The 25,255-nt window shown below is 47.3% G+C and carries 24 protein-coding genes and 2 riboswitches; of the genes, 11 read left to right on the forward strand and 13 right to left on the reverse strand.

Annotated features, from left to right (window positions below; all coding sequences use genetic code 11):
• Window positions 1-11 precede the first annotated feature (11 nt).
• The gene (locus tag FQV30_RS03155) at window positions 12-1,031 is read left to right on the forward strand and encodes an STAS domain-containing protein (protein ID WP_146498682.1); all 1,020 of its coding nucleotides are present in this window, start codon (window positions 12-14) and stop codon (window positions 1,029-1,031) included.
• 75 nt (window positions 1,032-1,106) lie between these two features.
• On the opposite strand, the gene pepT is transcribed toward FQV30_RS03155, so the two are convergent.
• The 6 genes from pepT to FQV30_RS03185 form a co-directional block, all read right to left on the reverse strand.
• Window positions 1,107-2,330: a peptidase T gene (pepT, locus tag FQV30_RS03160; RefSeq protein ID WP_146498683.1), complete on the reverse strand. Its 1,224-nt coding sequence runs from the start codon at window positions 2,328-2,330 to the stop codon at window positions 1,107-1,109.
• Between the two features lie 202 nt (window positions 2,331-2,532).
• On the reverse strand, window positions 2,533-3,735 hold the full coding sequence (locus FQV30_RS03165; RefSeq protein WP_146498684.1) for a M20 family metallopeptidase: 1,203 nt from the start codon (window positions 3,733-3,735) through the stop codon (window positions 2,533-2,535).
• Between the two features lie 19 nt (window positions 3,736-3,754).
• Window positions 3,755-4,597, reverse strand: coding sequence for a MetQ/NlpA family ABC transporter substrate-binding protein (locus FQV30_RS03170; protein WP_146498685.1), 843 nt, complete (start codon window positions 4,595-4,597; stop codon window positions 3,755-3,757).
• Window positions 4,598-4,640: 43 nt separating this feature from the next.
• Window positions 4,641-5,291: a methionine ABC transporter permease gene (locus FQV30_RS03175; protein WP_146498686.1), complete on the reverse strand. Its 651-nt coding sequence runs from the start codon at window positions 5,289-5,291 to the stop codon at window positions 4,641-4,643.
• Window positions 5,281-6,312 carry a methionine ABC transporter ATP-binding protein gene (locus FQV30_RS03180; protein ID WP_146498687.1) on the reverse strand — a complete coding sequence of 344 codons (1,032 nt, stop codon included), beginning with the start codon at window positions 6,310-6,312 and terminating at the stop codon, window positions 5,281-5,283. The genes FQV30_RS03175 and FQV30_RS03180 overlap by 11 nt, the downstream gene beginning before the upstream one ends.
• A gap of 127 nt (window positions 6,313-6,439) precedes the next feature.
• A riboswitch (SAM riboswitch) is annotated at window positions 6,440-6,555 on the reverse strand.
• Window positions 6,556-6,692: 137 nt separating this feature from the next.
• On the reverse strand, window positions 6,693-7,334 hold the full coding sequence (locus FQV30_RS03185) for a glycerol-3-phosphate acyltransferase (RefSeq protein ID WP_146498688.1): 642 nt from the start codon (window positions 7,332-7,334) through the stop codon (window positions 6,693-6,695).
• A gap of 129 nt (window positions 7,335-7,463) precedes the next feature.
• Window positions 7,464-7,578, forward strand: a riboswitch (SAM riboswitch).
• Window positions 7,579-7,684: 106 nt separating this feature from the next.
• Here FQV30_RS03185 and FQV30_RS03190 point away from each other — a divergent pair.
• Both FQV30_RS03190 and metX read left to right on the forward strand, forming a co-directional pair.
• Window positions 7,685-8,974, forward strand: coding sequence for an O-acetylhomoserine aminocarboxypropyltransferase/cysteine synthase family protein (locus FQV30_RS03190; protein ID WP_146498689.1), 1,290 nt, complete (start codon window positions 7,685-7,687; stop codon window positions 8,972-8,974).
• A gap of 12 nt (window positions 8,975-8,986) precedes the next feature.
• Window positions 8,987-10,000, forward strand: coding sequence for a homoserine O-acetyltransferase MetX (metX, locus tag FQV30_RS03195; protein ID WP_146498690.1), 1,014 nt, complete (start codon window positions 8,987-8,989; stop codon window positions 9,998-10,000).
• A 97-nt stretch (window positions 10,001-10,097) separates the two neighbouring features.
• Here the strand turns inward: metX and FQV30_RS03200 are convergent, their stop codons facing one another.
• The gene (locus FQV30_RS03200; protein WP_106533930.1) at window positions 10,098-10,328 is read right to left on the reverse strand and encodes a helix-turn-helix domain-containing protein; all 231 of its coding nucleotides are present in this window, start codon (window positions 10,326-10,328) and stop codon (window positions 10,098-10,100) included.
• Between the two features lie 109 nt (window positions 10,329-10,437).
• Between FQV30_RS03200 and FQV30_RS03205 the strand changes: the two genes are divergently transcribed.
• The 4 genes from FQV30_RS03205 to FQV30_RS03215 all read left to right on the forward strand — a co-directional run bounded on the left by FQV30_RS03205 (window position 10,438) and on the right by FQV30_RS03215 (window position 14,427).
• Complete coding sequence (locus FQV30_RS03205; RefSeq protein ID WP_255473294.1) at window positions 10,438-11,322, forward strand: DMT family transporter; 885 nt, start codon at window positions 10,438-10,440, stop codon at window positions 11,320-11,322.
• A gap of 100 nt (window positions 11,323-11,422) precedes the next feature.
• Window positions 11,423-12,115, forward strand: coding sequence for a response regulator transcription factor (locus tag FQV30_RS03210; RefSeq protein ID WP_146498692.1), 693 nt, complete (start codon window positions 11,423-11,425; stop codon window positions 12,113-12,115).
• The gene (locus FQV30_RS17850) at window positions 12,093-12,254 is read left to right on the forward strand and encodes a hypothetical protein (protein ID WP_186725504.1); all 162 of its coding nucleotides are present in this window, start codon (window positions 12,093-12,095) and stop codon (window positions 12,252-12,254) included. The genes FQV30_RS03210 and FQV30_RS17850 overlap by 23 nt, the downstream gene beginning before the upstream one ends.
• 1 nt (window position 12,255) lies before the next feature.
• Window positions 12,256-14,427 carry a sensor histidine kinase gene (locus tag FQV30_RS03215; RefSeq protein WP_186725505.1) on the forward strand — a complete coding sequence of 724 codons (2,172 nt, stop codon included), beginning with the start codon at window positions 12,256-12,258 and terminating at the stop codon, window positions 14,425-14,427.
• Between the two features lie 35 nt (window positions 14,428-14,462).
• Here FQV30_RS03215 and FQV30_RS03220 read toward each other — a convergent pair whose 3' ends face one another.
• The 6 genes from FQV30_RS03220 to FQV30_RS03245 form a co-directional block, all read right to left on the reverse strand.
• Window positions 14,463-14,843 (reverse strand): VOC family protein, encoded by a 381-nt coding sequence (locus FQV30_RS03220; RefSeq protein WP_146498694.1) that lies wholly within the window; start codon window positions 14,841-14,843, stop codon window positions 14,463-14,465.
• 158 nt (window positions 14,844-15,001) lie between these two features.
• A complete protein-coding gene (locus tag FQV30_RS03225) occupies window positions 15,002-15,637 on the reverse strand; it encodes a response regulator transcription factor (RefSeq protein ID WP_146498695.1) in 636 nt (211 codons plus the stop codon).
• Window positions 15,612-16,658, reverse strand: a complete 1,047-nt coding sequence (locus tag FQV30_RS03230) for a sensor histidine kinase (protein ID WP_146498696.1) — start codon at window positions 16,656-16,658, stop codon at window positions 15,612-15,614. The genes FQV30_RS03225 and FQV30_RS03230 overlap by 26 nt, the downstream gene beginning before the upstream one ends.
• The gene (gene liaF / locus FQV30_RS03235; RefSeq protein ID WP_146498697.1) at window positions 16,655-17,353 is read right to left on the reverse strand and encodes a cell wall-active antibiotics response protein LiaF; all 699 of its coding nucleotides are present in this window, start codon (window positions 17,351-17,353) and stop codon (window positions 16,655-16,657) included. The genes FQV30_RS03230 and liaF overlap by 4 nt, the downstream gene beginning before the upstream one ends.
• 65 nt (window positions 17,354-17,418) lie before the next feature.
• Entirely contained in the window at window positions 17,419-18,057 is a 639-nt protein-coding gene (locus tag FQV30_RS03240) for a PspA/IM30 family protein (RefSeq protein ID WP_146498698.1), read from the reverse strand.
• Window positions 18,054-18,413: a lmo0954 family membrane protein gene (locus FQV30_RS03245; protein WP_146498699.1), complete on the reverse strand. Its 360-nt coding sequence runs from the start codon at window positions 18,411-18,413 to the stop codon at window positions 18,054-18,056. Before FQV30_RS03245 ends, FQV30_RS03240 begins: the two co-directional genes overlap by 4 nt.
• Window positions 18,414-18,583: 170 nt before the next feature.
• Between FQV30_RS03245 and FQV30_RS03250 the strand changes: the two genes are divergently transcribed.
• The 4 genes from FQV30_RS03250 (at window position 18,584) to FQV30_RS03265 (ending at window position 25,183) form a co-directional block, all read left to right on the forward strand.
• The gene (locus tag FQV30_RS03250) at window positions 18,584-19,669 is read left to right on the forward strand and encodes a metallophosphoesterase (protein ID WP_146498700.1); all 1,086 of its coding nucleotides are present in this window, start codon (window positions 18,584-18,586) and stop codon (window positions 19,667-19,669) included.
• A gap of 13 nt (window positions 19,670-19,682) precedes the next feature.
• Window positions 19,683-20,297, forward strand: coding sequence for a DedA family protein (locus FQV30_RS03255; RefSeq protein WP_146498701.1), 615 nt, complete (start codon window positions 19,683-19,685; stop codon window positions 20,295-20,297).
• Between the two features lie 79 nt (window positions 20,298-20,376).
• On the forward strand, window positions 20,377-21,327 hold the full coding sequence (locus tag FQV30_RS03260; RefSeq protein ID WP_146498702.1) for a 2-hydroxyacid dehydrogenase: 951 nt from the start codon (window positions 20,377-20,379) through the stop codon (window positions 21,325-21,327).
• Between the two features lie 361 nt (window positions 21,328-21,688).
• A complete protein-coding gene (locus FQV30_RS03265; protein ID WP_146498703.1) occupies window positions 21,689-25,183 on the forward strand; it encodes a DUF6359 domain-containing protein in 3,495 nt (1,164 codons plus the stop codon).
• Window positions 25,184-25,255 lie beyond the last annotated feature (72 nt).

A 25,255-nucleotide genomic window follows, 5' to 3' on the forward strand; every position in this document is an offset into this window, starting at 1 on the left:
GGAGTTGCATCATGGAAAATAAACCTTCGATTACAGTGGGCGGATTGCAATTCAACTGGGATTTAGACAAAGGGAAATTTCAATTTGAAGGACAAGATTCCGTCCTTTTTTGGACTTCCACTGCCATGAAAATGTTCTTCGACTCGGTAGAAGAAATTTCTGGGGAAGAAGCGGCAGGTGTAGTGCTGGAAACAACCGGGTTCCGCCAAGGAATGGTGGTTGGCGATTACTTCGCTGATAAAAAAGATGTCGATGTAGCAACAGCCGCTGGACTGATAACTAATACATATGCTTCTGCAGGTTGGGGATTGGCTGAAATCCGGGAATTGAATACGGAAGAAGGCACGCTTGAAGTTCACTTAAGCAATAGCTGGGAACATGAAATAAACGTTGCGCAAGGCAAAAAAGTGGGCGGCAATTTTCTGCCGGCCCATTATGCTGGGATTTTCACGAAACTTTTAGGGCGCAACATCTGGTATAAAGTTGTTCATCATCAAATCGAAGGATTTGATGAGACGCGGATTCAGTATTTTCCTTCTGAGGAGAACGTTGAAAAGAACATCCACCGGCTTGCCCGCTCAAAAGAAGCGGAACAAATCAGCAAACTGGAAAATCTGGTTGAAGAAAAAACCGCCGAGTTGAGCGAATTGATCAAAGAAATCTCTTCGCCGATCATTCCGGTTTTGGAAGACATTGTAGTCGTTCCGCTCTTAGGGACTTATGATGAGAACCGCGCGGAAGAATTGCTGGTGAAGACCTTGCAAAACCTGCCGACCCATAAAGCGAAATACCTGGTCCTGGATTTGACCGGCTTAACAAACAAATTTACCGAGCATGCGGCAAGTTTGATCGATAAACTTGGAGCCACCGCTTCGTTGATCGGAACGACCACAATCCTGGTTGGCATTTCGCCGCAGATGAGCATGGTCATCGCCGAATCCGGCATCAATTTATCTAAATTCAACTGTTTCCAAACTTTGCAGCACGGCATCCACTATGCTTTGGCGCAAAATGGACGAAGCATCATCTGAAAGAAAAAGCCCGTTCAACTGTTAAGTTGAACGGGCTTTTTGTATGGCGATATTTAGTGTCTGCAAAAAGGTATCTTATTTTTGTTCCATTGATTTGACGATTTCCACAATGACTTGCGCGGCTTTTTCCATGTTCTCCGCGGAAATGAACTCGTATTTTCCGTGGTAGTTTTCACCACCGGTGAAGATGTTTGGAGTTGGCATGCCCATGTAGGACAATTGGGAGCCGTCTGTTCCACCGCGGACAGGAACGATATTCGGCTCGATGCCTAGAGTTTTGAGGGCTGCTTCTGCAGAATCGACGATTTCCATTACCGGCTCAATTTTCTCGCGCATATTGTAGTATTGGTCTTCGATCTCAAGTTTCACAGCATCCACACCGTATTCGCCTTGCAGTTTTTCCGCTGTTTGCTGCATGAATGCTTTTTTCGCTTCAAACTCGCCTTTGTCAAAATAGCGGATAATATAGGATAAGTCGGCTTTTTCCACATCGCCATGAAAGCTGTTCAGGTGGATAAAACCTTCGTAGTCTTCTGTTAACTCAGGCACTTCGTTTTTGGGCATTTCCTGCTGGAAGCGGATCGCCACTGCGGAAGCGTTGACCATTTTATTTTTTGAAGAACCAGGATGGACGCTTTTGCCTTGGACTGTCAGCTTAGCCGCTGCAGCGTTGAAGCTTTCATACTGCAATTCGCCAAGCGGTCCGCCATCCATCGTATACGCAAAGTCCGCGCCAAAGCGGGCAACATCGAACTTGTGCGGTCCTTTGCCGATTTCTTCATCAGGAGTGAAAGCTACACGGATTTTGCCGTGCTTGATTTCCGGATGCTGGACCAGGTATTCCATCGCTGTCATGATTTCAGCGATGCCTGCTTTGTTGTCGGCGCCGAGCAGCGTCGTGCCGTCTGTCGTAATCAATGTATGACCGACGTAATTTTTCAATGCCGGAAAATCAGCAGGGGACATGACCACCGTTTCGCTTAACTGAATATCGTTGCCGTCGTAGTTTTCAACCCGCTGCGGATTGACGTTTTTGCCGGTGAAATCTGTCGCGGTATCAATGTGCGCCAAAAAGCCGACGACCGGAAGATCCTTGTCTGTGTTGGAAGGGAGCGTGCCGAACAGGTAGCCATGCCCGTCCATTTCGACTTCCTGAAGGCCGATTGCGTTCATTTCCTTTTCCAGCTCCCGAAGCAAATCCCATTGTCCTGGTGTCGAAGGGGTGGAGCTGGTGGCGAAATCGGATTGCGTATCGATTTTTGCGTAGCGCACAAGGCGTTCAATTAACGTTTCTAACATAGATGAATCCTCCTATTATATGTATTACTTCCATTTTAGCATGAAAAGAACGAATTTTGGCAATATGCGGAGAAGAAGAAACGCACCAAGAAAATTCAGATCAACCTTATCGGCATGAAATTCTTGCCATCAAGCTTTGCATGCGAATCCGCACAAATGAAAAAGGCAGGGTTCCCGGGAAGGAGCCCTGCCTTACTGTAACTTATTTTGATTTCGCTTCTAAAGCCTGCGCATGGGATTTTTTAACTTCTGCCAGCAGCTCCGGATCAGTCAATAAGCGATAGCCTGTATTGGCAAGGGCTTTTGCACCTTTGATGAGCGCTTCATTGCCTGCTTCCGATTTTGCTGCTTCACGGAATTCAACCGTATGGGCAATCAGATCATCCGGTCCGATTTTGATGTAAGGATGGGCTGTCGGCACTTCGTAACTGATATTGCCTGCGTCTGTCGAACCAAGACCTGTTGAACGTGAAGCGGCGACATCTTCGCCGACCTCCTGCAATTCCTCACGCACAACTGCATCCAATGCGTCGGTAAGAACCAAGTCTTTCACTTCATTCTGGAAACGTTCAATCTTGACAGTCGCGCCTGTTGCAAGGGCAGCCCCTTCTGCAATGGCCCGGATTTTTTGTGCAGTGTCAGCCGTTTTTTTCCAGGAATCGCCGCGTATAAAGAAACGGGCGGAAGCATATTCCGGAATGATGTTCGGTGCGTCGCCGCCATGAGTGATGATGCCATGGACACGCGCATCGGACGGTAACTGCTGGCGGAGCGCATTGACGCTGTTGAACAACTGAATGACCGCATCCAGTGCGTTGACACCTTCTTCGGGTGACGCCGCAGCATGTGCAGGTTTGCCGTAAAAATGAAAATCCAGGGGATCGACAGCGAGAGAAGGGCCGGTAATCGCCGATTTCCCGGAAGGATGAATCATTAACGCTGCATCGATGCCTTTGAGGAGGCCATGCTTCACGAAACTGCCTTTCGCGCTGCCGTTTGGGCCGCCTTCTTCGGCTGGCGTGCCAAGCACTACTACACGTCCACCGGTGAAGGAGAAGGTTTCCGACAATGCAATCGCAGCTGCAACACTTGTTGTTCCGATAATGTTGTGGCCGCATGCATGGCCGATTTTCGGCAGAGCGTCGTATTCCGCCAGGTAGGCGATAGTCGGGCCAGGAAGGCTGCTTTCTTTGCTGGCAAAAAAGGAAGTTTCATGGCCAGCCACAGCCGTTTCCACAGTAAATCCGGCGTCTTCGAGCAATTCAACCAGCGTGGCGCTGGCGAAAACTTCTTCGTTGCCGATTTCCGGTTTTGCATGGATGGCCTGGCTTGTCGCGATATACTCTCCGCGTTTTGATTCGATTGACTGGGAAATGGTTTCAGCTGCTTCTCTAACTACTGTCATATGGTTTCCTCCTCGAATATTATTGGTAATCGACCAATTCTTCCACAGGGATGAATGTCGGGATTTGTGCCCCTTTAGTATGTTCGATGATAAATTCTTTAGTGTCTTCTTGTTGGTATAATTCAACGATTTTCAAGTAATCCGGATCATCCGCGTTTTCTTTGCTCGCAGCGATCAGGTTGATGTATGGCTTCGCTGTATTGCTTTCGCGGGCAATTGGATCTTCAGTAGGGTTCAGCCCTGCATCAACAGCGATTCCGTTGTTGATGATAGATGCCGCAACATCCGCCATTGCGCGTGGTGTCTGGCCGGAAACCATTGGAACAAGTTCGATGTTTTTCGGGTTTTCAATGATGTCTTCGGCAGTTCCAGTCAGCCCTGCATCATCCGATAATTTGATCAAACCAGCTTCTTGCAAAAGCAGAAGTCCGCGGCCCATGTTTGTCGCTTCGTTCGGCAAAGCGATTTGAGCGCCTTCCGGCAATTCTTCAATAGACTTGTATTTATCAGAGTAAAGGCCCATTGGAGCAATTACAGTAGAACCGATTGGCACGATATCAATTTTGTGCTCTGCAACGAATTCATCGAAATAAGAAATGGTTTGGAAAGCGTTCAAGTCCAGCTCGCCTTCAGCAAGCGCGATATTCGGTGCTACATAATCAGAGAATGTAACGATTTCAAGGTCAATGCCTTCTTTTTCCGCTTTATCGGCAACGAAATCCCAAATTGTAGTGTCAGAACCACTGATGCCCAAGGTGATTTTTCTGTTCCCCTCAGCGCCGGACTCTTCTCCGCCGCTTCCGCAAGCTGCCAAAATCAAAGCTGTTAAGGCTAATACTAATAATGCTGTTATTTTTTTCATGTTTTACTTCCTCCAATAATTTAGTTTAGTCTCTGGTGAAAATTTAACTGCGTCGCACACGTTTCGATAAAATATTTCCAAGGGACTGTACCCCTTGCACCAGCACTACAAGAATAGCGACAGTCAATACCATGACAAGCGTATCAAATCGCTGATAGCCATAGGTGATGGCCAAGTCGCCGAGACCGCCTCCGCCGATTGCACCAGCCATTGCTGAGGCTCCGATCAACCCGACGATGGCTATGGTCAATGCCAGGACGAGCGAGCTGAGCGCTTCCGGAATGAGAAAGCGGAAAATGATTTGACCAGGAGATGCACCCATCGCTTGAGCAGCTTCGATTACCCCTTTGTCAACTTCAAGCAGCGAGTTCTCGATCAGCCTGGCGATATAAGGGCCCGCATAGAAGACGAGTGGGACAATCGCTGCCGATGTGCCGATTGAAGTCCCGACAATAAGGCGCGTTAAAGGGATGATGGCAACCATTAAGATGATAAATGGCACAGAACGGAAAATATTGATGATGACGTTCAGCACTTTGAAAATGGCTTCGTTTTGAAGCAGGTGCCCTCTGCGTGTTACCACCAGCAAGATGCCGAGCGGAAAACCGATCAGGAGCGAGAAAGCAAAAGAGACACCGGTCATGTAAACCGTTTCCCACAGGGCTTCTAAAATTTGTTCGTTGTTAACTAGCATAGTTTGTTACCTCCTCGACCGTGGCGTCGCTTTTTCGGATAGCAGATAAAGCACGGTCAATTTCCGGGCGGTCGCCGATAAATTCGACAATCAAGTTGCCGTACGGCGTGCCTTGCAATTCTGTAATGTTGCCGAACAGAACATTAAGGTCGAGGTTGAATTCCCGTGATATCTGGGAAATAAGCGGCCGGCCTACAGAAGTGCCGGTAAACTGGATGCGGTAGATTGAATGATCGCTTCCCGCATTCTGTATTTGCTGCAACAAGGTTTCCGGCAGTTCATCATTCATGACAGAGCGGACAAAACGTTGTGTTGTCGGCTGCTGCGGATTGGTGAAGACATCGAATACCGTTCCTTGCTCAATCACTTTCCCCGCTTCAAGCACAGCCACTTTATCGCAGATTTCCCGGATAACGCCCATCTCGTGGGTAATCAGCAAAATAGTGATGCTGTACTCGCGATTGATCTTCCGGAGCAGATCCAAAATGGATTGGGTCGTTTGGGGATCCAGGGCGGAAGTTGCTTCGTCGCATAGAAGGACGGAAGGGTTTGTGGCAAGAGCACGGGCAATTCCGATGCGCTGCTTTTGTCCGCCTGATAATTGGTCCGGGTATTTTTCGGCCTGATCGGCAAGACCGACAAAATCGAGCAAGTTTTTCACTTGATCTTTAATTTTGTTTTTGGGGGTTTTCGCCAGGATAAGCGGCATTGCCACATTGTGGAAAACTGTTTTCGAGTTCAGCAGATTGAAATGCTGAAATATCATGCCGATATCCTTGCGCGTCGTCCGTATTTCTTTGCTGGTAAAAGTGGAAATATCTTTTCCATGTATTTTCACACGGCCGGTGGTCGGCCGTTCCAGTAAGTTGACTGTACGGATGAGCGAGCTTTTTCCAGCCCCACTGAAACCGATGACGCCAAAAATTTCCCCGGTTTCCACTGTCAGGTCGATTCCGTTCAATGCATGGATCTCTTGTTTTCCTGACTGGTAGGTCTTGGTGACTCCCTCAAATTGAATCATATGTCTTCCTCCTCAAGCAGTGTAGATCTTAGCAAACCTTTTATACATCAGCTTTTCCAAAAAATAAAAAAGCCTTCTTTTTTCTTGTCCGCAAGAAAAAAGAAGGCTTCGCATGAAACCATCTAATTTCTCATCTTCCAAACACGCAAAAGCGCATTTGCAGGAATTAGCACAGTGTCCGCAAAAAGCGAACCCGCTGCCGAAACGTCATAGGGCCTGTCCCTCGGTTTCTCTGGATAAGAAAGTGATGTACGTATTTGATTTGTGAGTTTTACTTTAGTGTGAAATAATAAAAAAGTCAAGAACCTTTTGAAAAAAGTTTTTCAAACATAGAAATTTGCAGCAGAAATAAAGGCGTTTTGAAAGGAAAACCGGCTCTTTCAATTAGAGCCGGCCGTTTTTTTCTTGAACACGGAGGATACTTTTGTTTCCGTCCCGTTTCTGATGCGCGCAATATTCTCAAGATGTTTCCACACCGCCATGGCAAAAAGCAGCAAGGCTGTTACAATCGGCCAGACACTTTCAGCCGGCCATAAAGCGATAGCCATGAACATGCCGTAGAGAAGAAGCACGCCAATCACCAGATACCCGGTTGTCAAAGCTGCTGCCACCAGCAGCAAACCGCCGGCCAATCCCAATTCCCAGTCAAGCGCAAGCATCACCCCAATCACTGCCGCAGTCCCTTTTCCGCCATCGAAATTCATGTAAAAAGGGAAGTTGTGTCCAAATACCACTCCGGCGCCGGCAACAAAAAGCATTGTCCATACCATTTCATTCGGCAAACTAATCCCTTCAAGCAGCATCCTTAAACCAGCCACCGCGGCAAACCCTTTGGCAATGTCCAGGAAAGCGACAAGGGCTCCGTATTTCCAGCCGAGCACGATAGCGGCGTTCGAAGCCCCGGAATTTTTGACGCCTTCTTTTTTGATATTGATGCCTGATAGGAACTGGGCTGCCAGGGATCCATGCAGACATCCGATAAAATAACCTGTTATAAGTGCAATAGCAATCCATAAAATCATCTTAATCCCCCTCTTGAATAATAAACGTTTTAGCAGCGAGAAAGTTTCTAAATTTTATAATAACTTCCCTTGACAAATGGGAAAAGACTTTTTATACTTTTCCACATGATGGAAAACTAAATCTGAATACTCTTATCAAGAGAGGCGGAGGGAATAGGCCCTGCGATGCCCGGCAACCTGCAAGCGATCCTGCTTGCAAAGGTGCTAAATCCTACAGACCGGCGATAGGTCTGGCAGATAAGAGGAGGTATCTCCGTATATGACGGCCCTCTTCTTAACGAAGAGGGCTTTTTTCTTTTCCCTCCTCGTCTTTGGAATCCATCTATAAAAAACACTAGGAGGAATTGACAATGACAAATTTCAAACCGGAAACGCTTTTACTGCACGGAGGACAACAGCCTGATCCAGGAACAGGGGCAAGAGGGGTGCCGATCCATAAAACAACTTCTTATGTGTTCAAAAGCACAGAGCATGCCCAGAACCTTTTCGGCTTGAAAGAGCCGGGAAACATTTATTCGCGCATCATGAATCCGACAGTCGATGTATTCGAGCAGCGGGTGGCGCTTCTTGAAGGCGGGACAGCTGCCGTGGCCCTCGCATCCGGCATGGCGGCCATCGCGTTTTCAGTGCTGAATATCGCTGAGGCGGGGGATGAAATTGTTGCAGACAGCAATTTATACGGAGGCACTTATAATCTTTTCGCCAATACACTGCCGCGCTATGGCATCAAGGTGAAATTCGTGGATGCCGCGGATCCGGAGAATTTCCGGGCAGCAATCACCGATAAGACTAAAGCGCTGTTCGGAGAAATCATCGGCAATCCGAGCCTGAATGTTTTTGACGTTGAGAAAGTGGCGGACATCGCGCATGAAAACGGCATTCCGCTGTTGATCGATAATACATTCGCTTCTCCATACGGCAGCAACCCGATCGGATTCGGGGCGGATGTTGTCATCCATTCGGCTACGAAATGGATTGGCGGACATGGGACGACGATCGGCGGCATTGTGGTCGATGCCGGCAAGTTCGATTGGAACAATTCACGTTTCCCGAACTATACGGAACCGGATGAAAGCTATCATGGCATCCGTTTTGGAATCGATGTGCCGGAAGCGGCATTTGCGACCAAACTCCGCGTCCAGCTGCTGCGCGATTTTGGGCCGGCGCTAAGCCCGGAAAGTGCCCATGCATTTTTGCAGGGCCTTGAAACCTTGCATTTGCGCCTGCCGAAACACAGCAGCAATGCACGGAAAGTCGCCGAGTTTTTGCGGGAGCATCCACAAGTGGAATGGGTCAATTATATCGGCTTTGAAGACCATCCGTCGCATGTCCTTGCGCAGAAATACCTGAAAGGCACATTCGGCTCCATCGTCAACTTCGGCGTGAAGGGCGGACGCGAAGCAGGCAGAAAAGTCATTGACAGCGTTGCGTTATGGTCGCATGTAGCCAATGTCGGAGACGCGAAATCACTCATCATCCATCCTGCTTCGACGACGCATCAGCAATTGCAGAAAGAAGAGCTGGAATTGTCAGGCGTTACGGAAGAATTGATCCGTTTATCGGTCGGACTCGAGAATGCAGATGATTTGATTGCGGACCTTGAACAGGCGATAAAAGCTGCGGTGTTAGAAAACGTATAGGAGGGGATTCATGTGGCTTCAGTATCCATCGGCTCTCTTGTTCTTGAGTCAAACCAGGTTTTACACGGCGCATCGCTCGCCTATGAACGGGTAGGCAAAAAGGATGCCCCAGCCATTCTTGTTTGCCATGCGTTGACTGGAGACCAGCATAGCGTCGGAACAGAAGAAAGGCCGGGGTGGTGGGCAGGATTGATCGGGCCGGGAAAAGCAGTGGATACAAATGTGTTTCAAGTGATCACGTTTAACGTACTCGGCGGCTGCAATGGATCGACAGGCCCACAGTCGGTCAATCCGGAAACCGGAGAACCTTACCGCGCCTCTTTTCCGCTTTTGACGATTCGCGATATGGTCAGGGCGGAGCGGGCAGCTTTGGAAAGGTTGGGCGTCAGCCACTTGGCCGCTGTAATCGGCGGCTCGCTCGGCGGCATGAAAACTTTGGAGTGGGGGCATCTGTATCCGGACTTTGTGGATATCATCTTTCCGCTTGCCGTAACGCCGGCTTACAGCGATTACGGCATTGCCTTCAATCACATCGGCATTCAAGCGATTGAAGGGGATGCCGAATTCAAAGGCGGAAACTATGAAGATTCGGCGCGGCTGAATGGATTCCATGTCGCGCGGATGGCGGGCATGGTGACATACCGGAGCAGCCAGCTGTTCAACAGACGCTTTTCCCGCGAGCATAACGGCAGCCAGTTTGATGTCGAATCTTATTTATCGTATCAAGGGAAAAAGTTGGCTGAACGCTTTGATGCCAATAGCTATATAACGTTGCTGAAGGCGATGAACACACACGATGTGCGAAAAGCTGGAATCGAAACGGAAGTTTTTTCCTTATCCTATTCCCATGACCTGCTTTATCCGCAAGAACTGATGGCTCCCTGGTTGGACTCATTGCCTAAAGCGGCTTGGCAGCTTGTCGAAACGGACTTCGGCCATGACGGTTTCTTGGTCGAGTTCGAAAAATGGGGAGGGCATATCCAAACGAAATTGAACCAGTTATTCGTCTCTCAGCCTGCTGGTTAGAAAAGGGCGATAGTTAGGCGGAATCTCCAATAAGCCAAAAAGCCAATCAGCTGAACCCTTTCAGCTGATTGGCTTTTTATTTTGGAATGGAAATTTTTCAATCCTCGTCTTTAATGTCGATGTCATCCGGAATCGGTGTGTTGCGCCATTCTTCAAGTTCTTGTTTGATCTGTTCCAACTGCAGGAAATGCGACTCGAACTGTGAGGTGTTGACCAAGTATTGTTCACCGTCATGGACTGCGCGGATGCGGCCTTCGAGCACATAGCGGGTCACTTGTTCCTCGGGCATGGATAAAAAAGCGGCAGTTTCCGGGACTGTCATATACATATGATCGCCTCCTCTTTTTCCTTTATTATAATTCATGGAAAGCCGGGTCTCAAACAATTAAATTCGTGGTAAGGTATTTATGGAGATAGGAAAGGTCAGGTGCAACGACGTGAATTTTTTACCTTATTTATGGGTTCTGTTGGCAGCAATGCTTTGGGGGACGACTGGAACCGCCCAGACATTCATCGATGGAACCGCGCATCCATTAACGATTGGCGCCCTTCGTTTAAGCATTGGCGGCTTTTCGCTTTTGGCTTTTGTAATATGGGCAAAAACCTTGAACGCCAGAACGATTCCATGGAAAGCGGCTTGGTTATCGGCTGCCGCGATGGCGCTGTTTCAGCCTTTATTTTTTTCATCCGTCCAACTGACGGGCATTGCGGTCGGAACAGTAGTGGCAATCGGGAGCGCGCCTGTTTTTACCGGGATTCTGGAGTGGACTTTCTTTAAGAAGAATCCGGACCGCATCTGGATGATTGCCACGGCGTGCGCGATTGCCGGCTGTTTTCTGCTGTTCGCAAACACTGAATCAGCGACCATCGATTCGTTCGGCGTCCTATTGGCATTAGGGGCAGGCTTGTCATTTGCGGGATACGCCATCGTCAGCAAATCCGTGCTTCAAGCGATGGAAGCGGTGCCTGCGGTCGCAGTGATTTTCTCATTGAGTGCGCTGTTTTTGCTGCCATTTTTGCTGTTTTTGGATTTAACATACATACAGGCTCCACAAAACTTAGGTGTCATTTTATATTTGGGCATTGCAGCCACCGGCCTTTCCTATATCTTGTTTTCAACAGGATTAAAACAAATCGCGTCGTCATCCGCCGTCACGCTGTCGCTGGCAGAGCCGCTGACTGCATCTCTTCTTGGAGTGCTGGTTGTCGGGGAAACCTTAAGCGGCACCGCATGGTCGGGCGTCTTCTTACTGCTTTGCGGAATTCTGGTCTTGACCCTTGCAAAGAAAAAAACGATCGGGAAAAAGACGGCCAGCAATTGATGCGCCGTCTTTTTTTCTTAAGAATTTCTTCATATTTTCCCTAAGCTCTACTTAAGATTTAACTTATACAATAAGGACATAGATGAAAGAGGTGTGGACAATGAGCCAATTTACGGTACTGGTAACAGATGATGACCAAGATATCCGGGACGGTATAGAAATCTATTTGAAAAACGAAGGCTACCGGGTCTTGAAAGCTTCAAACGGCCTTGAAGCAATCGAACAGCTGGAGTCCAATGAAGTGCATGTCATTATTCTGGACATTATGATGCCAAAATTGGACGGCATTTCCGCAACGTTTAAAATTCGGGAACGGCGCAACATCCCGATTATCATGCTCAGTGCCAAAGCGGAGGATTCCGACAAAATACACGGACTATCCGTTGGAGCAGATGATTATGTGACCAAGCCGTTTCATCCGATGGAACTGGTGGCACGGGTCAAATCTCAACTAAGACGATACGTCACACTTGGGACATACCAAGAGAAAAATCAGCGCCTGGAAATTGACGGATTGGTGCTGGATGCCGAATCAAAAGAAGTCAGCCTTCATGGTGAACCGGTCAAACTGACACCTATCGAGTTTAAAATTACCGAACTATTGATGGAAAATGCCGGACGTGTTTTCTCTATACGGGATATTTACGAACGGGTATGGAACGAACCCGCCTATAACGCAGAGAATATTGTCGCTGTCCATATCCGGAAAATCCGGGAAAAAATCGAAGCGGATCCGAAAAATCCAAGATACTTGAAGGTGGTGTGGGGCATTGGCTACAAAATTGAAAAATGATCTTTGGTCAATTGCTGCTGTTATCATCGCTTTGTTCAGCTTGCTTTACTGTTTTTCATTTATCTGGGATATGCTGTTTTCTCCGCCGGCATCCGAACTGCTGGCTTCACTTCGGACAATGACACAAGGGGATGCTTAAAATGAAAAAATGGATATGGTTAGGGGTTGTATCCCTGGTTTTGCTTGGGTTTTTCAGCATGTTGGAAATGGGTTCAAGGCATTTTGGCAAATCGTATGTTGAAACAGAAGAATTCAGCCACAATTATAACCTCTTTACAGATCAGTTGATTGCACTTGTACTAGATCCAATAACAAAAGATAAGGAATGGCCAATAACTGCTGAAGATATTGAAGAATATCGCAACCGTTATGGAAACCTGGCTGATCAGATCAGGAGCATTCAAGATCAATACATTATTGATATTGAACAGGCCCAAAGTTCAAATAATGAAAGCCTCGAGAAAGTCCTTATAGAAGAACGCGATAAAAAACTTGGAGCCATTACTGCCAACTTTGCAGACGACGATGTGGTGCGCGAAAAGATAAAAGAAGAGCGTGCAGCAGGACTTACTCAAGCAATCAATCAAATTAGCAGTTCAAAGTCTTCCTTTTTAGAAGAGTCGGCTTACTATGTGTACCGGTTAAAGGATATTGAAACCGGTGAAACCTTCACAAAAGGGACAATTAAGGAAAATCCGTTTTTTGAACAAACATATACTGCGGGAGATCCGTTAAGCTCGTCCTATACTAGCTACTATACGTTAGATATGGCTGTGCCAGAAGATGTGCTGTATTCCAATGCGAAATTTGAAGGGACGGTTCAAATAGATAAGGATTTGCTGGCTGCTTCAATGTATGCGGAAGAAATACAGCGATTTGAATTTGCCAAAAACATGTTGTTTATATTTGCGGCTATGGCAATTGCCGGCATCATTCTGCTCTTTACTACGCTAAAATATGAAAAAAAGTGGTTTGTTAGCGTTTTTTTATACCACAAGTGGAAAAAGTTAATGATTGAAATTCGATTTTTACTCATTCTCTTTACCTTAATATTTGCATTAGGTGCATCAGCAGATCTGTTTTCAATCATTCAGTATACATGGTCAGATAGCAGTATGGTGCAGAACTCAATATGGATGTTCGTGCATTTTAGTACTGCCTTGCTACTTATCGGCTTAGCTGTTTTGCAATTGATTTGGTTTACAGCATATTACAAAAACGAACGATCATTGAAAGTCGAATTGCAGCAAAGCATTGCACTGCAAAGCTTTTTTACTGCCCAGCAAGCTTTTCTGAATAAATCAATCGGCTTTCAAGCGCTTATGTTATTGATCGTCATCTTTTTCTGGGGCTTCGGTACAGCTCTAATGTTCTTTGTTGGGGGAACGATACTCATCTGGATTCCGGCGACGCTCTTTATCGGCCTTCCGGTTCTGTTTTTCATGCTGAACCGCTTCGGATATTTGAATGTCTTGATGCAAGGCACAGAAAACATTGCGAATGGGCGATTGAATGAGGAGCTTCCAATCCGAGGCAAATCAGCTTTGGCGCATCATGCGCGCCAGTTGAACTTGCTGAAAGAAGGGGTTCGGCAATCGATGTCCGAGCAGGCGAAAAGCGAGCGGCTGAAAACGGAACTGATCACCAATGTCAGCCATGACCTTCGCACACCGCTCACTTCTATCATCACCTATACCGATTTGATGAAAGCGCCGGATCTTTCCGATGAGGAGCGCTTGTCCTATGTGGCAATTCTTGACCGCAAATCACAGCGCTTGAAAACGCTCATCGAAGATCTGTTTGAAGTGTCGAAAATGGCGAGCGGCAATATGGAGCTTCAGCGGACTCGTCTGGATCTGACGCAATTGATGACCCAGGCACTTGCGGAACATGCGGAAGACATTGAAGCGTCCGGCCTTGATTTTCGGATCAATGCACCGGATAAAGCAATCTGCATTCATGCGGACGGCCAGAAATGGTGGCGCGTATTGGACAACCTAATTATCAATGCAATCAAATATGCCTTGCCGGGCACGCGCGTTTATATTTCTTTGACCGAAGCGGATGGCCAAGCGGAATTTGTCATTAAGAACGTCACCCGCTATGAACTTGGGGAGAATACAGACGAATTGTTTGAACGCTTCAAGCGAGGAGATGTTTCGCGGCAAACCGAAGGATCCGGCCTTGGCTTAGCAATTGCCCAGTCTATTGTCGAACTTCACGGCGGCTCCATGAAAATTGAAGTCGATGGGGATTTGTTCAAAGTAACGGTGGCAATTCGAAATATTCGAAGAGGCGACTCTATCCAATAATAAGCCAAAGTAAAAAGGACTCGAACGAGTCCTTTTTACTTTGGCTTTTCCATCACCGCAAAATAATTTTCTTCACTGTCGGCAAAGTTGAACACTTTGCCTGTGGGCATGTCTACAATATCTCCTGCGATAATCCCTTTTTCGGATAAATCGTTATGAAGCTTTTCCGCATCTTCCGTAAAAAACATCAATGAAGGTGTGCCTAGATTGAGTTCAGGCGACATTTTAGCTACCGCTTCTTTGTTATGTAAAACAATGTTGCTTCCGGAATTCCCAAGCGGGGCAATTTCAATCCATCTCATTCCATGGCCGCTTTCATCAGAAACTACAATAAACCCTAGTTTTGTTGTCCAAAAATCCACTGCTCTGTCTTGGTCTTTAACATACAGCATAACCTGGCCCACTTTGCTGATCATTCTTTCCACTCCCTTGCAATCTCTAAAGTCATAGATATACTTCATTTTATAATTAAATTCAGAGAATTCAAACTGGTTGTTCGTATAGTTTCATGTTTTTACTTTTGACGGATAGAGGACGCAAAAAAGGTCAGTAGAAAACTAATGGCCGCAAAAAATCACTGGGGTGGAGATACAAGTTTATGCTGGAACGCGTAAATGACCGCTTGCGTACGGTCGTGGACTTCAAGTTTCGCGAGCAGATTGCTGACATGGGTCTTGACGGTTTTTATGGCGATGAAAAGTTCATCGGCAATTTCCTGGTTTGAATAGCCGCTGGCCATTAGCAGCAAAATCTCCATTTCGCGCTCGGTTAAATCATCATGGAGCACGTGGCTATGGCGCATTTGCTTCATCATTTTGCTCATCACTTCAGGTTCAAGGACCGGAGTCCCGTTCATCGTGTCACGGATGGATTCAGCAATTCGGGAAGCTTTGGATGTTTTCAATATGTAACTGACGGCACCGGCTTTGAGCGCCGGATACACTTTGTCATCGTCTAAAAAGCTTGTAACGATCATGATCTTGGCTTCGGGCCACTGCGTTATGATAGATTCTGTTGCTTCTGCGCCGTTCATGATAGGCATGACCATGTCCATTAAGATAACGTCAGGGCGTAAGGCAAGCGCCATTTCTACTGCTTCTTTGCCGTTTGCCGCTTCACCGATTACCTCCATGTCTTTTTGGGCTTGCAGATAAGCGGAGACGCCGATGCGCACCATCTCATGGTCATCGACTAATAAGATTCGTATCATGGCCAATCTTCCTTTCGATGGGTACTTTTACTTCGACAATCGTTCCTTCCGAAGGCACAGAAACAATTTTGCTGGTGGCGCCGATTTCAATGGCACGTTCTTCGATATGCTTTAAGCCGTAAGAAGTGGACTTGGACTGTTCGCTTTCAAAACCGATGCCGTTGTCTTGTATACGTAAAATGGCAAAGCCGTCTCGTTCGACAAATAAGATATGGACTTCGGTCGCTTTTGAATGACGAAGCGTATTTGACAGTGTTTCTTGTGCAATCCGGAACAGGTGGTCTTCAGCTCCTTTTTGCAGCGGTACGTCTTCCAGTTTATGTTCGATTGTGAAGTTCACTTTTTCCTTCAGCTCGGCCACAAGTTCAAACAATCCTCGCTGAAGCGTTTTGTCATGAAGAGCGGCAGGGCGCAGGTGCAGAAGAAGGGCGCGCATCTCAAGCTGCGCCTGCTGTACCATTTTCTCTGTTTGAGCCAAGCCCGGCGCCGTCTCGCCGCTTTCGGTCATCGAAGACAGAAGCATGGAAGCGGCGAATAATTGCTGGGATACGGAGTCGTGCAATTCCCGCGCGAGCCGTTGGCGTTCCATGACGAGCCGTTCCTGGATGATTTTATCTTGCGTTTCCGCCCGTTCGTTCGAAATGCGCGCTAAGCTTTTCCGCTGGGATTCCAACAGCTTCTGCAACTTCAAAATAGAAGCTGACAGGTTGCTCGGTAAGGTTTTCATATGGGCCGCTCTAATGACCGTCTGATCTTCGTTTCTCAGGAGGGCCTGAAATATGGCGTTCACTTCTTTTACTTTAGAACGCGACAAGGATTCCGACCACCAGGAGATGCCGCCGGACAGCACAAGCATGATGACTATGAGCCACAAGCCAAATGGCAGGCCTGCGACAAAATTTTCCCAGAGAATCGACCACCGTTGGACAGTAGGCATGCCTAAAAGAACAAGCAAAATGCCGAAAATAATAATGGCAAACACACCCATGAAAAACAGGCTGCGCGGCAGGATCTGTCTCATCGGCGAATCACCTCGACATCTCCCATCCAGGTTGAAATCGAAAGAATCATCTCGGCTTTATTAATTTCTGCCTCCTCGTAGCCATCTTCTGTATGGACAGTGCCATACCAAATGCGCTGCTTATCCTTGTTGAAAAAGCAGGCCTCACCCAGAAGCGTCGAGTAGTAAATGCGGACCGGCACTTCGTAAGGGACGATGATGCGCACTTTTCCAAATCCTTGGCGGATGGAAACCAATGAAGTTTTTTTAGGTAAGACCGTTTGGGTCGCATCAATCAGAATATCGCCGACAAAACCTTGAACATGGATGTCCTTCCATTCAAATGCTTCAATCGGCGTGCTTTGGACAGCCAGTAGTTTATTTTTGATCAGCGCGTTATCTTCCGGTTTTCTGATGGGCACTTCTTGTTGCCATTCCTCGCCTTTCCAAAGCCTGACCAACAAGTAGACGGCTACCACAAGAATAAGCGCGCGTAAACTCCACATCGAAAGGATTGAAATGCCGATCAAGATAAAGCCTGTCCAAAGAAAAGACTTTCGCGCCTTTTTTTTATTTTTTAACTCTGAATAAATCAATCCGATACCAAGAAGAACCAAAAACACGCTGCCGTTGCCAAAAAAGGCAACTTCCACGAATATGAGGAGCAAAGCGCTGAACAGGAAAAACGCTTGTTTGTTGGTTGAAAATCGTTGCATGGCTGTTTTCGCCTCCTTCTTTGTAGCAGAAAAGTGAGAAGAAGTTTTCTTCTTCTCACTTCAGTTTAACCAATTTCCTGTTGTTTTGCGCTGTTTTTCTCTAAAGCTTCCAACCGGCGCTCCATGGCGGAACGTTCATATTCCTCTTCCACTTTGCTGCCTAGTTTCTTGATGTAAGAAGCCATGTCGTCATACGAACCGATGCGTTCCGCCACAAGTTCCGGGCTTAGCACTTTGTCCATTTGATAATGGGCGCGTGTGGCATTTTCTTTGCCCATCAATTGGAGCTGTTTGACTTTCATATCCTTCACTTTATGCTTCATTTCCTCGTAACGCTGTTCGAGCCTTGTAAGTTCGGCCAGGTTTTCGTTAATGCTTGTTTTCAGTTCAGCCACCCGGTTTGAGTAGGCGGCAACTTCCATTTCAGCAAAGGCGGCCAAGTCGCTTTCGCCGGAAGCGTCGGCAAGTTCCAACTGGGATGTGCGCTTATCAAGCATGCTTTCAGCTTCCGCCAGTTCTTTTTCCAGTTTGCGGGTTAACTGAGCCTGGCGGCCAAGCCATTTGCCGGTTGTTTCTGTCTGTTTTTCAGCTTCTGTAATATACTGGTTCAATAAGGCAATCGGATTTTTTTCTTCCCGTTTTGCCAGCACTTTGTCCATGTCGGTTGCGACTGCGAATTTAAAGCGTTCCCATAGTGTGGTCATTTGTACTCCTCCTGTTTTGAAAGTCTGCTCCATTGTTGTTCAAAGTTCGTGAACGGGTCGTTTGTTTCTGTGAAGCGAATTGCCGGTTTGCTGTTCCACTGGCGGTAAATCATCCAAAGGGCTGCGATTGCCGCTGCACCGATAAGTGCCGGAGCGTTGGAGATTGCTGAAATCGCACCGACAATTCCGACGAAAGCCCACCAGACTTTCTTAGCTGTTGATGTGCTTTGAAGATAAAAGTGTAGACCCATGTAGATGATGAAGCCCGAGACTGCCAATCCGATCATTGGCCCGATGTGAGAGAGTGCGACGATTCCGGCGATGATGCCAAATGTGATCAACCAAAATTTGTTCAAGGTATTTCCTCCTCTCGATTTATAAGCTAATCTTAACAACGGGGAAGATTCCGCAACACGGCCCTTGACTGCATCTTTATCTAGGACTTGAGGCGTAGCCGGGAGTAGGAATTATTGTTTTGGAAATAGAATGGTATAATGGCTTCTATATTGGAAAGAGGAGAGTATTGATGAGAATAATTACGGCCAGTATTGGCACTTTAATCATTTATACGAGTCTTGCGGCCTTCATCGGCTGGAATGTGTACTTATGGCTGCATAGTTTGTTTCCTGGATTGAATCCTTGGATCTTTGCGATGCTATGGCTCTTATGGGCTTTCAGTTATTTAGTGGGAAGGCTTGGGCATCAATGGCTCCTGTTTTCAGTTATAGGAGCTTACTGGTTCGCCTTTTTTGAATACGGGGTTCTTCTCCTTCCGTTGGCTGATATCGCCAGTTTGTTTGTGCCCTCAGAACAGCCGGCTTTGATTGTCGGTTCGGTGATGGCAGGCGTGTTTCTGTTGATTTTCATGGCAGGATCTTTTTTGGCTTACAATCCGGTTGTAAGGGAACTGGAAATTACGGTGGATGCTCCTGAAGCGGAGCCGCTGCATATTGTCCTGGCCTCGGATTTTCACCTGGGCGTTCTGTCCGGCAAAAATCATCTGCAGCGCTTTGTCAAAAAAAGCAATAGCTTAAACCCGGATATTGTTCTTCTGGCAGGCGATTTGGTCGATGATGATCCAATTTGGTACGGCCGTTATGGAATGGCGGATGTTATGGCCCAGCTAAAAGCGAACATTGGAGTTTACGGCATTCTCGGCAACCATGATTATTACGGAAAAAAAATACCGTTGCTTGTGCAGCTGATGGAAAAGTCAGGCGTCCATATATTGCGGGATGAAACCATTTTGGTTGAAAATCGTTTCTATCTTACAGGAAGAGAAGACCGGACGTTCCGCAATCGGCCGCTTCTTGAGACATTGAAACCTAAAGATAGCCTGCCATGGATTGTCATGGACCACACACCGCCAAGATTGGATGCCCCGACTCAATTAGGTGTAGACTTGCAGGTGTCCGGCCATACCCACAAAGGGCAAATGTGGCCCAACCGTTTTATAACGAAGAAAGTGTTTGAATTGGATTACGGCCATCGGCAAATAGGAAAATCGCATTTTCTCGTATCTTCCGGTTTCGGTTTTTGGGGGCCTCCTATACGGATCGGCAGCCGTTCAGAGCTATGGTCGATTAAAATGAAATTTAAAGAGCAAACGTAAAGGGAGCGGACAAATGGAACAATGGATTACATCAATTATGTCGGATTATGGTTATATAGGAATTTTCTTGCTTATTATGCTCGAGAATATATTCCCGCCGATTCCGTCAGAAGTTATTTTGACAGTGGGCGGTTTTATGACCACCACAACGACAATGACGATTCCAGGAGTTATCGCTGCATCAACAGCAGGTTCTGTGATCGGGGCCGTCGTGCTGTATGGAGTCGGATTATTGCTGGATGTGGAACGGCTGGAAAAGATTATTGATAAATATGGCAATGTGCTGAAAGTGAAACATTCGGACCTGCACCGTGCAGATGCTTGGTTTGACCGATTCGGCATATGGACCGTCTTTTTTGGACGGCTGATTCCGCTGGTACGAAGCTTAATCTCCATTCCTGCCGGGATGTCAAATATGCGGTTTTGGCAATTCCTGCTCTTCACCACACTTGGGACGGTTATCTGGAATACCGTATTGGTTTTTATTGGGGAAGCGGTTGGCGACAATCGGGAAGCGATTCTGGAGCAATTGGAAATTTACTCGAATATAGTTTATGCATTGATAGTCTTGGCAGCACTTGCAGCAGTCTGGTATTATTTCAAGAAAATCAGAACGCGGACAAATTGAAAACAGTAAAACTGCAGGCGTTTGCCTGCAGTTTTTTTAATTGATATAATTGTTAGACTATGAAGTTTGGAGGGACAGAATGAAGCCAATCATATACATAACACAAAAATTACCGGAACAGGCAGTTGCGAAGCTGCGGGATTCATATGAAGTACGCATGTGGCATGATGACCAAACGGCCGCACCGCGCGAAGAATTATTGGAGCAGGTCAAAGAAGCGCACGCGCTTTGGACCATGCTTTCCGATACCATCGACCGGCCGGTGTTTGAAGCGGCGCCCAACTTGAAAATCATCTCCAATCTCGCTGTAGGCTATAACAATATCGATTTGGACGCCGCCCATGAATACGGGGTGATGGTCACAAACACACCGGAAGTATTGACGGAAACGACCGCCGACTTGACGTTCGCGCTATTGCTTGCGACGGCCCGCCGCATTGTAGAGGCCGACCAAACAGTCCGTTCAGGCGAATGGAAATCTTGGACGCCGATGGGGATGACTGGCCAAAATGTCGGTGGCGCAACGCTTGGAATCATCGGCATGGGCCGTATAGGCGAAGCGGTGGCGAGGCGCGGCCAGGGATTTGGGATGAATGTGCTATACCATAACCGGACACGAAAGAGCTTGGAAGATGTCAAATATGCAGCGTTAGACGAACTTCTTCAAACTGCTGATTTTGTTGTTCTTTTAACGCCGCTTACGAAGGAAACAAAAGGAATGATTGGCGAGAGGGAATTGTCGCTGATGAAAGAAACGGCTTGCCTGATCAATGTGGCGCGCGGAGGCGTAGTGGAAGAAGCGGCTTTATATGAAGCGTTAAAAGCCAAAAAAATCTGGGGAGCGGGACTGGATGTTTTTGAACAGGAGCCAGTGCCGACAGACCATCCGCTGCTGACTTTGCCGAATGTGACGGTCCTGCCGCATATCGGCAGCGCTACCGTCCAAACGCGTTTGGCAATGATGGAAATGAACGCTGAAGCCATCGCCGCTTGCTTGGAAGGCCGATCGGTCCAGAACCGTGTGTGCTAAAAGCAGCTCTTAAGCCAGATGAAAAGTTGAATTCTCATAGGGTTTTATCAACAGAGCGAACTGTATAAAACGATGGAAGGCAGGCCGCTTTGAGGCCTGCTTTTTCATTGGAGGAAACTTATTTTATATAGAGCGGATATAAACACCGCTTGAAAGGCACTGAAAGTTGATAAACGGTTCTGCAAGGATTTTGATAGCGTAAGTTAAGCATCCTTAAACTTCATTCTTAAGGTACATAGCTATTTTGTACTAACAAATAAATGGTAAGAAAATTAAAAAATTACACAATTTTAACAAACTCATCTGGTGATTCCTGTATAATAATTTTGTATCACCAAATTATTCCAAGGAGTGAATGAGCTTGTCAAAAAAAGCAGGAAGTAAGATTTTTCTGAGCTTCATTTTGTTTTTGTCAGCAGCACTGCCGTTTACGGCGACGGCCAATGCCGCAGAGCCGATTACGGTAGCGGAAGCGATTGCGAATAATACTGGAACAGCGACAGTAAAAGGATATATTGTCGGGACTGCCAGCAGCAAGACTAGTTATGATCAAGAGGCACCATTTACAGTAAACACGAATTTAGGCTTAGCTGATTCGCCGGATGAAACAGATCCAGCGAAAATCTTGCCGGTGCAACTCCCTTCAGGTTCAATCCGTACAGGCTTAAATCTTATGGATAATCCAACCAATTTCAAAGCTCAAGTGACTATTACAGGCTCACTCGAAGCTTATTTTTCAACAGCCGGTTTGAAATCGCCGTCTGCTTATACAATCTTATCTGAAGGTGAAGCGCCGCCTGAACCGACAGCGGTCGATTCATTGGCGGAAGCACGGACAATGCCTGGTGAATTGATTTCGGTCAAAGGCACAGTGACGACTGGAACCGGTTTCTGGGGAGGGAATGCGTTCTATGTCCAGGACGAAACTGCAGGGCTTTACGTTTATACATCAAAAGCGACTGTAGCGCCAGGCGACAATGTACGCCTTGTGGGCTCTGTATCCGAGTATTCGGGTGAGCTTCAGCTGCAGCCGAATACAATAGAAGTGCTTTCTTCCAACAATGACCTCCCGGAAGTCCAAACCATCACTCCGGCTGGCGTCGATGAAGAAGCGCAAGGCGAATTGATCAAACTCGAAAATATCACGATCACAGGCCTCCAGTCAGTGAACACATATGGCACATTCGAGTTTACGGCAACTGCCGAAAACGGCGAAAAGGTCGTCATACGAAACGACAACCGCAATGGATTGGCATATGACCGCTTTATACAGCAGTACAAAGAAGGCGATCTGATCCATGTTGCAGGAATCGCCTCTAAATACAACGATACCTATCAAGTGAAGACATTGGGCATCGAAAGCTTTGACCTGGTCAACAAACCTGCAGTCTTCACTGATGTTTTCCCGGGCGTCGTTTCGCAAGGGACGGAAATAACCCTGCAATCGGGCTGGGAAAATGCAGGAATCTACTATACGCTCGACGGCTCAACGCCGACAGCGGCAAGCACTCAGTACACCGCACCAATTCCGTTGACAGAAGACACAGTGATCAAAGCCATCGCTGTCGGCGAAGAGACATCCGAAGTCTTCACATTCGAGTACACAGTACTGAAAACCGAAGACTTGAAAATCCGCGATATTCAAGGCAAAAAGCATCATTCGGACTATGAAGATGTTTTAGTGGATGAAATTACAGGCGTCATCACACATTTTTATAATGGCTCTAACTTTGTCATTCAAGATCCAAACGGAGACAGCGACTGGAAAACTTCCGAAGCCATCATCGTCAACCAGTCAAATGCCAGCAATTCACTTCAAGTGGGTGATACGGTAACCGTTGCCGGTACAGTGGAGGAATGGTTCTATAAAGGCTATTCCGATATGAGGGACAACGATCTTCCTCTTACACGCATCCGGTCAACGGAAGTTGTAAAAGGTGGAACAGCGGAACTTCCGGAAGCGTTGATTATCGGTGAAGATGTTTTCCCGCCGACCAAGAACATCGACAATGACGGGTTGACCCAATTCAATCCGGAAGAAGACGGCATTGATTTCTGGGAATCCCTTGAATTGATGCGTGTCGGTGTGGCTAATGCACAAATCGTCGGACCGCAAGACTACGGCGAAGTATTCGTCGTATCTAAGAATGCAACAAACAATGATTTCCATAAGCAGGGAGGAGTCTTGATTTCTGAAGACGACTACAACCCTGAACGCATTACCGTCACAACTGGGGAAAATGTAGTGGCAAAAGCCGGCGACATATTCGCCGAGACGCCAATCGGTGTCCTTGGCTACGGCTACGGCAACTATCAGATTTGGACAGAAGAAAGTGAACTTCCAGAAATCGTTGACGGCGGGACAGTTCCAGAACAAACATGGATCGAAAATGCAGAAGATAAATTGACGGTCGCTTCCTATAATGTCGAGAACTTCTCTGCAGATCCAAGCCATACAACAGACGCAAAAGCAGAGCGCATCGCCGAGTCATTTGTCAATGACTTGAATGCGCCGGACATCATCACGCTTGTCGAAGTGCAGGACGGCGACGGCCCGGCAACTTCAGGAAATACGGATGCAGCAGCAAGCTATGATCGTTTGATTGCTGCAATCGAAGCGGCAGGCGGCCCGGCATACAAATGGACCGACATTGCACCTGAATACAACCGGGACGGCGGACAGCCGGGCGGGAACATCCGCGTCGGCTTCTTGTATAACCCTGAACGCGTCACACTTTCTGAAGGAACAAAGGGAACGGCGACCCAGGATACGGTATGGGTGGATGGCGAGTTGTCGCTTAACCCTGGACGCGTCCAGCCGATCCCGATGCCGAACACCCGAAAACCAATAGCGGCGCAATTTGATTTCCAAGGCGAACAAGTCGTCGTCATTGGCGCCCACTTGAATTCCAAAGGCGGAGACCAGCCGCTATTCGGACAGAATCAGCCGCCAGTCCTTGGCTCTGAAGAAGAACGCATCGAACTGGCTGAAGCCATCAGCGGCTTTATCCAAGAAGGGCTTGCGCAAGATCCTGACTTGAACGTGATTGTAGCCGGAGACTTGAATGACTTTGAATTCACACCGGCTCTCGAAGCGTTGGAAGGCGGCATCCTGACGAACAAAGTTGAAGATGTGCCGGTGGAAGACCGTTTTTCTTATTACTACCAAGGCAATTCACAAGTTCTTGACCACCTGTTTGTAACAAACAACTTGGCAGACAGAACAGAGCTTGATATGGTCCACATCAATGCGATGTTCATGGAACAACATGGCCGCGCATCAGACCACGATCCGTTGCTTGCCCAAATCACGTTCGCTGATCCGGCCGTTCCCGGCGAGCAGGAAGCGGATCCTGATATGGCAGGTGAAACAGCTGTCATCACAGCTGGCGAATTTGATGAGGAAGGCACACTCGACATTGAATTCTCTGAAGGAACAGTGGAAGAATTGATCCAAAGCGGCAAAGATCTTTTGATCGACCTGCCGACAGCAGATTTGACACTTTCCAATGAGAATCTGCAGCAGCTCGCTGAAGCGGCAGGTGCAGGCTTCACCTTGGCTCTTGCAGTGGACGATGCGGCGGCAGTAGACGGCCGTCCGGCATTGACAAACCAGATCGGCATTGCCATAACGGACGCTGAAGGCGAAGAGATTTCGGTCAAGTTCACTTCAAGTGTGGAATTGGCATTTGACACAACTGACGTCAAAATCCAATTCGGTGCGCGCGAAGATGCTAAAGGCAAATGGAAAATCATCCAAGGCGAACTGAACGGGGATGTGTTCACACTCAGCATCAATGAGTTTGGAAACTATACAGTCGTAACAAACAAAGGCCAAGCGAAAAAGAAGAACTAGGCCTTATTTTAAAAAAGCATCCGCTTGTGCGGATGCTTTTTTCCAGCTTGTTGAGAAAGTTAACATTGTATG

The sequence above is a fragment of the Planomicrobium sp. CPCC 101110 genome (genome assembly GCF_007859395.1).
Classification (GTDB): domain Bacteria; phylum Bacillota; class Bacilli; order Bacillales_A; family Planococcaceae; genus Planococcus.